This is a genomic window from Variovorax soli, from assembly GCF_031454625.1.
Classification (GTDB): Bacteria; Pseudomonadota; Gammaproteobacteria; order Burkholderiales; family Burkholderiaceae_C; genus Variovorax; species Variovorax soli_A.
Genome location: NZ_JAVDRF010000017.1, coordinates 63,444 through 76,472, shown reverse-complemented (window position 1 = coordinate 76,472; position 13,029 = coordinate 63,444). Strand labels below are relative to the sequence as shown.

General features: G+C 58.2%; 14 protein-coding genes and 1 pseudogene. 8 read left to right on the top strand and 7 right to left on the bottom strand.

Features of this window, described 5'->3' with window-relative positions; translation table 11 throughout:
• Positions 1-75: 75 nt before the first annotated feature.
• The 4 genes from J2739_RS26280 to J2739_RS26265 all read left to right on the top strand — a co-directional run bounded on the left by J2739_RS26280 (position 76) and on the right by J2739_RS26265 (position 1,610).
• Positions 76-273, top strand: coding sequence for a transposase (locus tag J2739_RS26280; RefSeq protein ID WP_309907207.1), 198 nt, complete (start codon positions 76-78; stop codon positions 271-273).
• 80 nt (positions 274-353) lie between these two features.
• Positions 354-641: a hypothetical protein gene (locus J2739_RS26275; protein ID WP_309907205.1), complete on the top strand. Its 288-nt coding sequence runs from the start codon at positions 354-356 to the stop codon at positions 639-641.
• 157 nt (positions 642-798) lie between these two features.
• On the top strand, positions 799-1,389 hold the full coding sequence (locus J2739_RS26270; RefSeq protein ID WP_309907203.1) for a hypothetical protein: 591 nt from the start codon (positions 799-801) through the stop codon (positions 1,387-1,389).
• An 80-nt stretch (positions 1,390-1,469) separates the two neighbouring features.
• On the top strand, positions 1,470-1,610 hold the full coding sequence (locus J2739_RS26265) for a hypothetical protein (RefSeq protein ID WP_309907201.1): 141 nt from the start codon (positions 1,470-1,472) through the stop codon (positions 1,608-1,610).
• Positions 1,611-1,685: 75 nt separating this feature from the next.
• Here the strand turns inward: J2739_RS26265 and J2739_RS26260 are convergent, their stop codons facing one another.
• Positions 1,686-2,000: a hypothetical protein gene (locus tag J2739_RS26260; RefSeq protein ID WP_309907199.1), complete on the bottom strand. Its 315-nt coding sequence runs from the start codon at positions 1,998-2,000 to the stop codon at positions 1,686-1,688.
• Positions 2,001-2,179: 179 nt separating this feature from the next.
• Between J2739_RS26260 and J2739_RS26255 the strand changes: the two genes are divergently transcribed.
• Complete coding sequence (locus J2739_RS26255) at positions 2,180-2,359, top strand: hypothetical protein (protein ID WP_309907197.1); 180 nt, start codon at positions 2,180-2,182, stop codon at positions 2,357-2,359.
• Positions 2,360-2,485: 126 nt separating this feature from the next.
• Here J2739_RS26255 and J2739_RS26250 read toward each other — a convergent pair whose 3' ends face one another.
• The 3 genes from J2739_RS26250 to J2739_RS26240 all read right to left on the bottom strand — a co-directional run bounded on the left by J2739_RS26250 (position 2,486) and on the right by J2739_RS26240 (position 5,836).
• Entirely contained in the window at positions 2,486-2,881 is a 396-nt protein-coding gene (locus tag J2739_RS26250) for a hypothetical protein (protein ID WP_309907195.1), read from the bottom strand.
• 423 nt (positions 2,882-3,304) lie between these two features.
• Positions 3,305-3,781 carry a hypothetical protein gene (locus tag J2739_RS26245; protein WP_309907193.1) on the bottom strand — a complete coding sequence of 159 codons (477 nt, stop codon included), beginning with the start codon at positions 3,779-3,781 and terminating at the stop codon, positions 3,305-3,307.
• Between the two features lie 1,119 nt (positions 3,782-4,900).
• Complete coding sequence (locus J2739_RS26240) at positions 4,901-5,836, bottom strand: hypothetical protein (RefSeq protein ID WP_309907191.1); 936 nt, start codon at positions 5,834-5,836, stop codon at positions 4,901-4,903.
• Between the two features lie 130 nt (positions 5,837-5,966).
• Here J2739_RS26240 and J2739_RS26235 point away from each other — a divergent pair, with 130 nt between their 5' ends.
• Positions 5,967-6,110 carry a hypothetical protein gene (locus tag J2739_RS26235; RefSeq protein WP_309907280.1) on the top strand — a complete coding sequence of 48 codons (144 nt, stop codon included), beginning with the start codon at positions 5,967-5,969 and terminating at the stop codon, positions 6,108-6,110.
• 11 nt (positions 6,111-6,121) lie between these two features.
• Positions 6,122-6,326 (top strand): annotated as a pseudogene (locus tag J2739_RS26230) (IS21 family transposase); the annotation flags it as partial.
• 172 nt (positions 6,327-6,498) lie between these two features.
• Here J2739_RS26230 and J2739_RS26225 read toward each other — a convergent pair.
• The 3 genes from J2739_RS26225 to J2739_RS26215 all read right to left on the bottom strand — a co-directional run bounded on the left by J2739_RS26225 (position 6,499) and on the right by J2739_RS26215 (position 10,263).
• Positions 6,499-6,846: a hypothetical protein gene (locus J2739_RS26225; RefSeq protein ID WP_309907189.1), complete on the bottom strand. Its 348-nt coding sequence runs from the start codon at positions 6,844-6,846 to the stop codon at positions 6,499-6,501.
• 91 nt (positions 6,847-6,937) lie between these two features.
• On the bottom strand, positions 6,938-9,301 hold the full coding sequence (locus J2739_RS26220; RefSeq protein ID WP_309907186.1) for an AAA family ATPase: 2,364 nt from the start codon (positions 9,299-9,301) through the stop codon (positions 6,938-6,940).
• A complete protein-coding gene (locus tag J2739_RS26215) occupies positions 9,298-10,263 on the bottom strand; it encodes a restriction endonuclease (RefSeq protein WP_309907184.1) in 966 nt (321 codons plus the stop codon). Before J2739_RS26215 ends, J2739_RS26220 begins: the two co-directional genes overlap by 4 nt.
• Before the next feature lie 915 nt (positions 10,264-11,178).
• On the opposite strand from J2739_RS26215, the gene J2739_RS26210 reads away from it, so the two are divergent.
• Complete coding sequence (locus tag J2739_RS26210; protein WP_309907182.1) at positions 11,179-12,978, top strand: GmrSD restriction endonuclease domain-containing protein; 1,800 nt, start codon at positions 11,179-11,181, stop codon at positions 12,976-12,978.
• Positions 12,979-13,029: the final 51 nt, after the last annotated feature.

Below are 13,029 nucleotides of genomic sequence, written 5' to 3'. Positions count from 1 at the left end.
GCGGTCAGTCGCTCCCACCTTGAGATCTGAGCCAAGCCGGAGACCATGCTGTCCATCTAAGTTAGCTGGACATCCATGGACGTCAATCCAAAACAACGCCGGCGTCACAGCGCAGCGTTCAAGGCGCAGGTTCTGGAGGCATGCGCCGAACCTGGCGCCTCGGTCGCAACGGTTGCGCTGTCGTTCGGGCTGAACGACAACCTCGTGCATCAATGGCGTCGCGGTCGCGGAGCCAGCCCCCGTGCGATCGGCAGCATCGACGATGGTGGCTGACCCTGCGCCGGAGTTCGTTGCGCCTTCGTTGCCGGCGCCGCCTCCTTCACCAACGTCATCACGCGCGGCGGCCGCACCGCATGAAGTACCTCGGCATCGCCTACGACGGTCTGGTGGCGGCGCTGGCGACTATCTTCTGGACGATTGCGTCCTGGGTGTTCGCCGGGCTGTGCGCGCTGGTGATCGTGCTGCTGCTGGTGTTTGGCCTCATCACGCGAACCGCCGTGCGCGAGGCCCTGCGTGATGCCATGCAGGCCCACGTCAGCGGCATCCACGACAACGCCCGCGCGATCGTGGCGATGAGCAAGCACCTGGAGCGCAAGCTCGGCGAGGCCCACCAACGCATCAACGAACTGGAGAACCGATGATTTGCCGGACCTGTCCGTCAGCCTTCCTACGCCGGAAGGGGCTTGTGTCGGGTTCCGCACAGACTGCGCGTATTTTTAAGCGTACAAGAGAAAGCGGGGAGCAATGTTGCAAAAGACTCGCCGACCAGAGGGTCTCAACATTTAAATGGGAAAATATATGAAGCTCCGTGCTTTTTTAATTAACCTTCTCTCTGCGTCGCTGCTTGCTTCCTCTCCTGTCGTGTTGAGTGCGCCGATCATCGTTCAGAAGGTGAAACTCAGGCAAAATTCACTGCAAATCAGCGGCAATACAGCATGCGAAGTGGCATTTTGTGCGACCGTTTACGCGGCTGTCTTTGATGACTACGACGGAGTAAAGAAAGGCCAAGTCTACTCGCAGATTTTCTATTATTCTACAAACACATACGAATATGTTAATTGTATCGGCCCCGAGTTTATCAGTGCGGCGGTTGTGGACACGAAGACTTTTTCGGCAACGATAAATGCCACTCTTAGTAGCGCAAATCCACATTGTGAATACACTTCACAGCAAACAATTGTTGTCAACATGACCGCTGCGTTCGACCCACAGTCGTTCAAAGAGTACACCTCCGTAACCACCACGCACACAGACCCGACAGGTACAACTAAATATAAGCAGGATTACGTGGTCTGGGGTGTGTCGATGACCGGTTCAGGTGGATATTACAATGGAGCGTACTTTGGGTCAGTTAATGTCACCACCGCGAAAATTGCCAGCGGTTCTTAGCCCCCTCCAACAGGTGCAACAGCCGCAGCATCTATACGCAGCCGGAGCCACCTAACTGAGTGTTATCCTTCAGGCCAATCATGCTGGCCCTCAAAGACCTCATGGGCGATTCGTCGATTGGCGATTCGCCCATTTCTCATTCCCCGTTCTGGACGACCTCGGTCGATCCGATCAGCCCCGCACAGCTCGCCAGCTTCCGCGCCCGCATGGCGCTCGACTGATGGTAGCTGACGGTTCAGACTGAAGAACCGCTGGAGATTTCTGCGGGGCATCACACCCACGCGCGCGCCAATGAATCAGGACCAGTAGACGACACCGGTGAGGATCGGCCCCATCAACATCCCGGATTTGATGAACACGCTCGAAACGCTGGTGTTCATCGTCCGGGCGAGTTCAGCAAGCATGAGGCGCATGGACAGGAATAGTGCCAGCGGCATAAGCCAGAGCAAGTGCCAGGGACTGAATGCGGACGCTGATGCCAACGCTATTGCGATCCACCAGTACATCACGGCCACTATGTTGGATTTGATGCGCTGGGCCGGGCTGAGGACCAATCCCAACGTCCAGGCCAAAGCGAAGAAAAACACCACACCCCAGAGCAAGTACTGCATGAATTCCTCAAAAGGGCTTAGTGTAACTAAATGCTGCGCGACGCCTCTTGGCTGCGAGCGAAACCTGGCCGGGACCGAGACGCCACGCATCGGCAGATGTCGGCGACGTCGAGGTTGCTGATGGGGACCCTTGTGAGCAAACTGAAGTCGATAGGCCCAGGCCCAGGGGGAGGGTCAATGTGCTTGACGATTTCCGCCATCATGGCGTCCTGACCCACAAGGCGAGAGGCGTCGAACTGCAAGGTGCCGATTTCCAACCAGGCAAGTATATGGACCCCGTCACCACCGCGCGTCAGGTGCGCGAAGGCAATGCGCAACGCTTGGGCGGCGAAGGAGGGCAGTTGGAGGCCCTCGTGTAGGCCGGGAGACCCTGATTGAGAGGGTAGTTGCGCCAGCCGACGCCAGGCTCATCGATGAGAAACCGGATTGCCGATGGGGCTGCGACATAGGACTTGTTGGAGGGCTTCATGGGAGCGGACATCCTCTCAAGCCACTACGATCGCGAGGACTGCGCCCCGGTCGATCACGACCGGCGTTGCGTCGCTGTCGCCGGTCACCTGACGATAAGCATGCACAAGGTCAAGCTCGTTGGCGGTCAGCACCGTGCTCTTCAGGTTGGTCTCGATCGCTTCCCAAGTTTCGGGTGCGTACTCAAGCATGACCAACCGCAGCAGATGGGCTGGGTCGGCATTGAGAGCCTTTGCCAGCTGCCCCACGCGATTCAAAGGCAGCTTCGTGGCGCCGGTTTTGAACATCGTGATGACGTTCGGATTCTCGAAGCCGCATTGTTCGGCGACTTCCCGTTGCGTGCGGTCGGATTCGGCCAGCTTATCAGCGATGAATTCAGCGACGGTGGTGGTGCGGGGATGGGATCTGGTCATGTCGTAACTCCTTTGAGATCAGGTGAACACTCGACGATCGACTGTCTGATCTAAGTATTACGACATTACAGTTATGTTCATTGGGAAAATACGCGGGAATTCTCATCCAGACGCAGTCTCGACAGTGTCGTGTTAGCGTCCAGCCCCGTGCGCGCTCTGTGTGAGCGTAAGTTGATAATATGTAATCGCATCGCGAGCCGAATGCACTCACATAAGCTCACCAAAGCCAATCCCAACACACGTCGGACGCATCTCCGGTAGGCGCTTGGACCGAAGTCCTAGGGATTCTCGAGGAGCGCGAAGGTTCACCTTTCCTCATTTGGGTGGTCTGTGGCGCGTCCTTATACTTCGGCCGCAGCCCTGTCGCCGGCGTGCACGGATAGACCAATCTTGTCGGCAATCGTTGACTAAAAACCGCCAGACTTAGCGTGCAGCTCGGACTGCACTTATGCGAGAGGCGATACGCGCATCTGGTTCTGCGCGGTATTCAAGCGCCACGGGTTGCCAACGATTTAACACCGCGACATGCTCTTTTGCCAGTTGACGAACGACATCGTCCATGTTTTTGATCTGTGTGCCGCACGAACGACCGAACTCTGGTACGACGTCGTCGCATGAGTAGTGCCAGCCCGTGCGCTGCCCTTCGGAAAGCCATTTCCTGGCTGCCCACCCGTCCAGCTCGCTCAAGGCTTCAGAGGGAACTTGGGCTGTGACGGGATCCCTGCCTTTGTGCCTTGAATGCAGCCGCGGGAACAAGAGGGCATTCAAAAAAATGGCCACCAGCTGTTCCTGCTCCTCGCGGTGTGTCCAGAGGAATTGGATCGTTTTCTTGGGTCCTGTTAGGAACCGAGGATGCGCATCAACAATGCCCGTTGTGCCCGGATGATCGTCCAGATGCATCTGTGCCTTCAGATGAAGGTCATCGAATCCATTTCTCGGCCACCATGCAGGCTGCGATGGACGACCAGTAGGGTTCGCTGGATCGCAAAGTGCTACTGTCCGAAAAAGTGAGGGATATGAAGGGAGAGCGCCTTCCGCTCTTAGTGCGCTGTGCCACACCGCGAGCACGCGGTTCCAGTCTTGATCGCTCAGCCAGAACTCAACCCATTTCTTGTGTTCAGCATGTGTTCTCATTGCTTATTGAATCATAGTATGGTCATGAGTTAGGGGCCACCTCGATGTCGCGATGATGGCGCCGGTCGACTCACTTGGGCGGACGGCAAGGGGCGCTACGCCTTACGTAAGCTACGCGGCGGCAGGACTGGGGTGCTATTTCGTGCAGAACCTCCACGGGCACCAGCGTTGCGAAGCACACGGTGCCGGTCAGTGCCAATACAAAAGCGGCCAAGGCCGTCTCTGTTCGTCGACGACCAGCCGAGAGCATTCCGACCGCCACAGCCTTCCATCATGGACGCCCTCAGTCGGCGGCGCTGGGCCGGCACCGCCACCGAGACGAATATTGCAGGTTCGCGTCTTGGGAATGCGGCGCCGGCGCCCTCATGCCCTCAGGCCCTCAGGGCCTGAGGGGGCACTCGGCGCCAGGCGAACAGCAGGTCGGCGTTGATGCCGTGCTTACATGGCCAGCGCCGCACCGCTGGGCTTCGCCCAGTGGCCGCTATGGACCTCTGTAGAGTCGAATCAACGAAGGCTAAGCCTGTGGAGGGGGACTTCAATCTCTACCGCGGAGGTCCATCAGGCTTTCAGAGCAAGATGGCGGACATTCCCCGCCTTGGACCGCGGTAGAAAAAGTGAAGACATTCGCGGCGCCTGTCCCCGAAGGGGCGGCGCCGAGAAGGACTTGATTCTGTCCTTATTTTGATCACTACTGAGTTATGCTTTATGCCGGTCGCAATATTGCAAGGCGCATGCAAGTCCCTGATACACATGGAGAAATTTTCTCGTTGCAGCACTAGGTCTTCTTCTTACCCCCCGTCTACCCCTCTGACTGCTCCTCCGGGGTCCGAACGCGCACCCGTACTAGACCTCAGCGAATGCGCTCAGGACTGGTACGGCGACGCCCTAACTCCCTGCCAGTACCTCTTGCAAGCGCCGGAGCTTTTCCGACGCAGTCCGCGGGTGTAGAGGAGGGCACCCGCACTGCAGCCCGGCAAACTCCGCGATCTGCGGATGACTTGCCGCAGGCCCCAGAAGCTCACGAGCAACCCAGAGGGCTTGGTACATGTCCTCATGCCCTTGGATCTGGTGTGTTCGGTCTGCCCAATTATTTATCGCCAAGCGAACCGAAGTCACACGCGCCGGTATTCGGGAAACCATGCCGGTGCTTCCGAAATCACGCGAACCTTCGAACAGCGTCCTGCGGGCTTCCTTCTTCGCAGCAGTACACAACTGGGCGAGCTGCATCTGCTGCCGATCGTTCAAGAGGAGGAGGTCATTAGCTCTGAACTCCGTCTTCCAGTTCTTGGCGGCTAAACGCTCAGCTATTTCGGAGCAATTAAACTTGGACCTTGACGAGAAGACTCGCCGAAGCTCATTCCATCTCGGCTGCACCTTTTCACCTCTGGAATGCAGCCAATGGCAATCGATCACAATCTGATCGATGAGCAACTGAGTATGTGAATTGGTGCGCGCCTTTACGACCCGCGGAATTGAAGGCTGCTCTCGAAATGCGGGTGCAAGGAGACCCAGTTGATTCAACAGCAATGAGGTTTCCACGAAGGCCGATCGAACCGTTGCATAGCTGTGGTGAGTTCGATAATGGCTGGTGATTTCGGTGAGCCGGAGGACCAAGTGTTGGTGGTCGACTTCCGAAGTATTGAGCGGAAGAGTCGGCCATTTGATCGCTGCTGAACTGCTTTTCGGTTCGACCTTGTTTTCCGCATCGCTCCATTTGCTGGCTGGCGCGCTTGGGCTGCCCTTTGTGGGTACAGCATCAAAGTCAGCGAGGAGGTCATCGGCGAATTCGTCAGCTTGCAAGGTATCTTGTCGGGTGTCCATGGAGTCCTTTCGTGAAGTGGCAATCCCCGGAAGGTATCCAACGGAGCTAGGCAGTTGTTAGGCAACTTTCGCCTTTGTCGCTCCGACGCGACGGTGCCCAATCGGGCCTCGTGGACACGGTGGTGGCACGGTGGCCATCATCACCCACAAGTTGCACGCCTGCCTAGGCGACCCGACCGTGGCCGGCGTCATCCTCAACCGACTAATGCAGCAATGCCGGCGCTTCAACCCCGACGGCGTGCCGGACAGGCGGCTCGATCAGCGGCCGCGCTAACTGTTCGATGGTTCGATGCCTACTTCTGCAACGTAGACGGCGGCCGGCAAAAGGGGGGCGTGAAGAACGTGCAGGACAGCCATCGTCGTGTCTGGCTGGAGTCTGCCAGGCAAAGCCGAGCATGAGCGCTCCCACCTAATGCCGATGCCCGAACCCTTCGACGGGTATGTCGAGAAGCCGGCGCGCTTCGCGGTCGCAGTCGCGGTCACGCTATCGGGAAGTTACGAGGCTCGCTTGGACGCGCTCCCGCTATGTCAACAGTCTTGGTGTCGGCCCCGCACGGCTGCCGGCCGAACGTGTGCCGCAAGGGCACATCTTGTTGGCGTGCGCAGACGCACAGGCGAGCAGCGACAAGGAGATCAACCGCCTCTTCTTCACCGGTCGATCTTCAATCTTGGCGCTTGAAAAATGCCCTCACGCCGAACATCACGGCATAACCGAGGAGCGCCGACGCGGCGAATCTCAGCAACTCGTGGTCGTGCGTGAAGTAGCTGTAGCCTTGTTCCTGATGCAAGGTCATCGGCATCCACTTCATGCGGTCTAAGAACTCATTCAGGCCATTGAAGATCAGGACGGTGAAAACGACCCAAATAAGGAACAAGCCCACGCGGCGCATCGTCGTGCGCGCGAAACCCGATGCCCTTTTGCTTCTGGCACGCTTCCGAAGATCGTCTTGGAGCGCGAGTTCCTCTCTTTGCAATTGAACGCGCTTCAAAGCCTCGTCGACATCACTCATAGGGTTCTCTCCTCGGAGTTGTGAGTGTAGCAATCTCAGTTGCCGTACCAGAGCAGCTTCAGCGTGCAGATCAGTGACCTTCGGCAGCGGCTCATGCAGCAGGCTGCGCCTGGGCGTGTTGTTCGCGCTGCACCATCAGTTCGATCATGGCGTCATGGTGGCCTGCGTCGTTCGCCCGAACAAGGGCTAAGACGTCCCGAAGCACGGCCGGGGTCTCAGACAGGATAGATGGGTCAGGGTCCGGCTGTGCGACTGCGTCAGCGTGCGAGAAAGTGTGAAGAAAACGCAGGATCCTGGTCTTCGTGGAGACCTCTCCGGCCACGGCATTGAGCTTCTTGTACAGATCACCGGAGTGATGCGGGACGCGATAGGCTAAGAACGTCTCCAGCAGCCGCCGGGCAATGTTCGGCATGCCATAGTGCTGTTCAAGCCCCTGTCCCTGCTGCAGCTGTGAAGCGTCGTAGACCCTCTTGAACAAGTAGTGATACTCCGACTCGAAGTCGCTCAGGAATGGGTCAAGCACGCCGAGCTTGGCCCCGCGTCGGCCGTCCTGCGCCACCGGCGTCAACATGTAGAAGTGCGCCTGTTTCGGCTTCCGGCGACCGTTCAGGCCGTCGAACCAGTTCCGCACCAGGCGGAAGAACGTGAAGTTGTGGGTCAGCACGATGAGCTGCTTCGCGTTGGCGGTGCGATCCTTCATGAAGCCGAAGGCGCTGAACAACGAATTTGCGTCTAGGCTGGAAACCGGATCGTCGATCACGACCACGCCGTCGCTGAGCGCAAAGTCCGTACCCTGCAGCGATTTCAGGAAGTAGAGAAACGCTATGGCCGTCCTTTCTCCGTCGCTGAGATCCATCGCTGGCAGCCCGGCCCGCGTGATTCGGTAGCCGTTCTGCTCGGCCTCGAACTTCAACTCATCGCGCCCAAGATAGGCTGACATCTCCGAGTTCAACTCGTCCGCAGGCCGGTGATGCTGACGAACCTCCGCTTCTAGGGCAGCAATCTGCTTGTCCAGCTCGTCGGATGCATCGCGCGCCTGGTCGCGGGCTTTTTCGGCGGCCTCAACAGCCTGGCACTTGACGTTCCATTCATCGACGGCGGCGATCACTTCATCCTGAGCAAGCGCCTTCCTTGCGTCCTTGACCGCCGTGTCGAACGAGTCGGTCAGCGCGTTGTGCTGGTCGATGATGTCGTTCAGTTTCTCCAGCGATTTTCGGCCGGCGAATGATGCGTGAAACGCGGCGCCTTCTGCGGCGATCGCCAAAACCTTCAGCACCAGCGACCCCAGCCCCTGCACTTCTCCAACCTGACTCAGTAAAGTCTCAAGTTCAATCTTCCTGAAGGGTTCGTCTTGCTTGGCGAAGAGGGCCTGCTTCAACGCCTCCATTGCGCTATGGAGCGAGGTTGAATGGGAACGCAGCTCGGCCAGGGTCTTCGAGTACTCTGCCCGCAAGATTTCGTACAGCGCCTCTTTCGCCGGCGCCGTGAAGCTGTCAGCAAAGGTCTGTGCGTGGGTAACCTCATTCAGCAGCGACTTGATCTCCGCTTTGAAGTGATTGAATTCGTCGTTGAAATGAGCTTCCAGGCGTGCGACCCGATCTTCCGGGAGCGGTTGCGCGCAGAAGCGGCAGGTGTCGGTCAAGTAGTTGCCTCGGTGAAGCGCAAGGCCCTCATTGACCCAGGCAGCCGCAACCGGGTCTCGGGTCAGCTCATCCAATACGAACGAAACGACTGAGACGCTCAACTTCGCCGCAGTCCGCGCCCGAAGGTCGCCCAGATCCGGGAAGAGAACAGAAACCCTAGAGAGCTTGGCAAGTGCGCGGCTGTCCTTGGTCATCAAGTAGGCATCCCGCTGCTCGTCGGTCAACCGCTGCGGTCGCGGGTCCATCTCTGCCAGGCGCTGAGCATCAGCCTTGAAGGTGGCAGCGTTGTAGTTGTTGTAGGGGCCGCCGCCTGCCACAGTAAGCAGGTTCTTGATCCCTTTGGCCTGATCGGAGCAGAAACTCTCTCGCTCGGAAGTCGCCTGGTTGAATGTCGTGGTCTGCCCCGACTGAATGCTGCGCTGACTGTTGCGCAGTTCTGTCAGCTCCGCGATCTGGCGCTGCTTGTCAGCGCTGTCCTCGCCGAAGTAGTAGACAGGCGGGAGTGTCGCGCTCCCCGACTCGAAGATTGCGCGGCTCACGAAGTCGCGGTTGAAGACCCGGACGTTTGGCACCGGTACCTTGTCGAGATCGCTGCCTGGTACGCGGGCTTCACCGAAAACAAACTCAGCAGAACCCTCACCCAGGGGTTGCTGCAATTGAACGTGGCGCAGCAAGGTAGACAGCGTGGTCTTGCCTGCCCCGTTCCAACCGTAGACGACGTTAAAGCGCGCGAAGTCCGGTAGGCTCGCCGGCCAATTGAAGTCAAGGAAGATTCGGTATCCCTTTATCTTGCTAATGCGAGCGAGTGTCATCGTTCAAGCGCTCCACGAATCGGCATCGTCGTCTTGCATCGAGGAAAATTCACGCATCCCCAAAAGTCCTTGCCCCCGCCCTTGGGTGACCGGTTCACCATCTTGACGCCGCAGTTCACGCAGGTAGGTCGCCAATACTCGCCTTCTAAAGCCACTTCCAGGAGCGCCTGCTGCTGATCGGGCAAGCGCTTGTCAATGAGTGCGAGGAGTTGTTCGCCGTCGAGCAGGTGGATGCCGTTCTCCCTGGCAAACGAGACGGCATCGGGCGTGAAGGTCGAGGTGGTCGCGTACTGGCCGCGCGGGACCTTGAACGATGCCATCGCGCCGCGAAACTCTCGAATTTTGTCGACACCAACCTTTTTGCCATACCAGTGCTTGCATTGGATGAGGCTGAGCGGTACTTCGGGCTGTGCGGGAGAGGACAGCCAGATATCCACTCCACCATCGGCGCCGTGCGTTTGAGACCTGGTGTGAAACCCAACCTGTTGAAACAAGGTCTCGACCAGCGCTTCAAAGCGCCGCCACTCAATCGCGTCGAAGACGGCAGCACTCCAGGATGTTGGACGCTGCGGCCCAACGTCTTCGGCGATCCTGACACCTTCCGGAGACCGCTTAGCGATTTTCGGCGAACTGCCCGCGCGGGACGAAGAGTCCGAAACGGAAGAATTCAAGAACGGCTCGGTGCGCGATGGATTCGCCGTCGCCGCGCGGCCGACGCGGCTATTGCGATCGCTTTTTCCTTGACTGTTAAGCCACATGACCAAGCCGCCCGCCGCGATGAGTAGCAGCCCAATCGGCCACAGGCCACTGAGCGCCTTGAACATCGGCGAACTGCTCAGGAACATCGGCATGACGACGAACGCGGCGCCCAGAGCCATCATCTTGATTGCGCCGTCGTTGCGGCGACTCGTGGCCCGCGAACCGCGGCCGTTCCTTCTTGCCATGTCCTTCTCCTCGTTCAAGGGATCATACTGGCCCACTGAGTGGCGGAAGCCTAAGGATTGCGTATAGGGGCGAAGCCAACCTGATGCTGTTCGCTGTCCCCGAGCATCGGTCATCACTCTGTGTCCCTCAACGTGCAGGGAACCGTTCGACACAGCGGTTCAGCTTAGAGGACACTTCATCCTCCGCCTGGCTTGCTTCCTTTTCGACGTCTTGATCCTCTTGACGACGGGCCGCAGGTGCGGCGGCTTGCGCGAGCAGTCGGCCAGCCCTGCGGCGGTGCGGCGGTGCGGCGGTGCGGCGGTGCGGCGGTGCGGCGGCAATTTTGTCGACCCGGTTGTTGGGGTGCATAGGGAGGCGCAAGAGCAGATCCGCCGCCATCCCTCAATCTGCAGCGTCGCGCCTCTTCGGCGGACTGCGAAATAATTCGCACAGCCGCCCTCCCGCTTGCCAGTGAGGGAGGTGCGTCCAGTAAGCCGCATGCTATAAGGGCCGCTCCGATTTGTGGTGGAACGACAAGAATGAGTACGCCTGATGTTCGCAAGTACCCCTTTCACCGTTCGGCGCGGTAGGTCTTGCTCAGGAAACCAGCGTGGGTTTTTTAAGTTCACACGTCGATGCGGCACTCATCGCGAACGAGTCTGCTCACGGCAAGCGACTCAAGTTGAGTTCGACGAAGCCATTCGCATTCTCTCGGAACCAGGCCAGTCGGTGATCAGGCCATCGCCATCTTCGTTCAAAGCCGAAGGGACCTGTTCGAGCCGATGAAGAATTGAAGAGGCGATTGGGGGCGACTGGCGAACTCCACCTGAACCTTCGGTGCCCGGCTGATGCCATTGCGTAGAACTGGCTGTCGTCCAGAAACTCAAGAAATTCTTCCTCCGCCACGCATTCAACCGCAGCCTCAATTCAAACCTACTGGGGTCAGTCCGCAAATGTCCACACAACGCTACTCGGTTACACCACACGCCATCGAAACCTTGTTGACTTGGGTAAAGTCGGGCGAGATCGCAATCCCCGAGATCCAGCGCCCTTTCGTCTGGGACGCTACGAAGGTCCGTAACCTTCTCGACTCGCTCTATCAGGGCTACCCGGTCGGCTACTTGATCGCTTGGCGCAACCCCACGGTCAAGCTCAAGGACGGCACGGCGTCGGCGGGCAAGCGAATCCTCATCGACGGTCAACAGCGCGTGACGGCGCTGATGGCTTCGCTGCTTGGGGTCGAGGTGCTGACCGATGAATACGAGACGGTGCGGATCCGAATTGCGTTCAACCCTCAGGAGGAGACCTTCGAGGTGGCGAACCCAGCCATCCGCAAAAGCGCTGCTTGGATATCGGACGTCGCTGAGGTCTTCAACTCAGCGACAAGCATGTTCAGCCTTGTCAGCAGCTACTGCGCTGCCAACCCTGGATGCTCACAGGACGCGGTTTTTAAGATCCTGGAAAGACTGCGGGGTATCGTTTACAACCATGTCGGCATCATTGAACTCGCGGGCGATCTCGACATAGAAACCGTCACGGAAATCTTCATTCGAGTGAACTCAGCCGGCGCGGCACTTTCGCAGGCGGATTTCGCCATGTCGAAGATCGCAGTCAACGAGACCTACGGAGGTAATTTGCTTCGTAAGGCGATCGACTACTTCTGCCACCTTGCGGTCGCTCCTGGGTTCCTCAACAAGATCCAGAAGGGTGACAAGGCGTTTGTCGAATCCGAGTTCTTTCCGAAGATGCAGTGGATGAGCGACGTCAACGACGATATCTACGACCCCACTTACACGGACATGCTGCGCGTAGCATTCACGTCAGAGTTCGGGCGAGGAAAGCTACAAGACTTGGTGGCGCTGTTGTCTGGCCGCAACTTCGAGACCAAAGAATACGAAGAGGTTATTGCCGAGAATTCCTTTCTCCGCCTGAAGAGCGGGATTCTTGCGTTCATGAACAAGACGCACTTCGACCGGATCACAATGATCCTGCGATCCGCCGGATTTGTGACCAGCAACCTCGTCTTTAGCCAGAACGCGGTCAACTTCGCCTACATCCTTTACTTGCGCGGCCGAGCCGAAAAGATTGGCGCGGACGATCTGGAGCGCCTCGTCCGCAGATGGTATGTGATGTCGCTTCTACGCGGTCGCTACAGCGGGTCGCCTGAGAGCCAATTTGACTTCGATATCCGGCAGATTTCGAGTCAGGGCCTGGTTGCCTATGTGGAGAGTGTGCTTGCGAATGAATTACCCGACAGCTTCTGGACGGGCATGCTGCCGCAGTTCATGGCCACCTCGTCGATCAAGAGTCCGTATTTTCTGTGTTATCAGGCCGCGCAGGTTAAGCTAGGCGACCGCGGATTCTTGTCGCGAGACATCACGGCGGCCGATCTGTTGCTGAACCGCGCCGATGTTCATCATGTCTACCCGCGCAAGCACCTCAAGGATCTCAATCACGCCAGCAGCAGCTACAACCAGATCGCGAATTACGTGATTGCTCAAAGCGAGATCAACATCGCCATCGGGGCGAAGTCTCCTGAGACCTACTTCACGGAGCTTCAAGGTCAGATCAACGGGGGAGACAAGAAGTATGGCGGGATCGTTAACCGCGACGAACTGGTCAAGAATCTACGGATGAACTGTATTCCTGAGTCGATGCTCGACGGCGAGGTGAAAGGCTACGAGGCGTTCCTCGAAGATCGCCGCAAACTGATGGCACTAAAGATCAAGACTTGGTTTGAAGCTCTCGGATGACATCGCGTTGGGATGGGGCAGGGACCGGGGGCCTGACGCGCTCCCCAGTGC

Excerpts from the sequence above, each read along its gene's own strand:
- J2739_RS26280 (WP_309907207.1), top strand. The coding sequence starts at position 76 with ATGGACGTCAATCCAAAACAACGCCGGCGTCACAGCGCAGCGTTCAAG.
- J2739_RS26275 (WP_309907205.1), top strand. The coding sequence starts at position 354 with ATGAAGTACCTCGGCATCGCCTACGACGGTCTGGTGGCGGCGCTGGCG.
- J2739_RS26270 (WP_309907203.1), top strand. The coding sequence starts at position 799 with ATGAAGCTCCGTGCTTTTTTAATTAACCTTCTCTCTGCGTCGCTGCTT.
- J2739_RS26265 (WP_309907201.1), top strand. The coding sequence starts at position 1,470 with ATGCTGGCCCTCAAAGACCTCATGGGCGATTCGTCGATTGGCGATTCG.
- J2739_RS26260 (WP_309907199.1), bottom strand. The coding sequence starts at position 2,000 with ATGCAGTACTTGCTCTGGGGTGTGGTGTTTTTCTTCGCTTTGGCCTGG.
- J2739_RS26250 (WP_309907195.1), bottom strand. The coding sequence starts at position 2,881 with ATGACCAGATCCCATCCCCGCACCACCACCGTCGCTGAATTCATCGCT.
- J2739_RS26245 (WP_309907193.1), bottom strand. The coding sequence starts at position 3,781 with ATGCATCTGGACGATCATCCGGGCACAACGGGCATTGTTGATGCGCAT.
- J2739_RS26240 (WP_309907191.1), bottom strand. The coding sequence starts at position 5,836 with ATGGACACCCGACAAGATACCTTGCAAGCTGACGAATTCGCCGATGAC.
- J2739_RS26225 (WP_309907189.1), bottom strand. The coding sequence starts at position 6,846 with ATGAGTGATGTCGACGAGGCTTTGAAGCGCGTTCAATTGCAAAGAGAG.
- J2739_RS26220 (WP_309907186.1), bottom strand. The coding sequence starts at position 9,301 with ATGACACTCGCTCGCATTAGCAAGATAAAGGGATACCGAATCTTCCTT.
- J2739_RS26210 (WP_309907182.1), top strand. The coding sequence starts at position 11,179 with ATGTCCACACAACGCTACTCGGTTACACCACACGCCATCGAAACCTTG.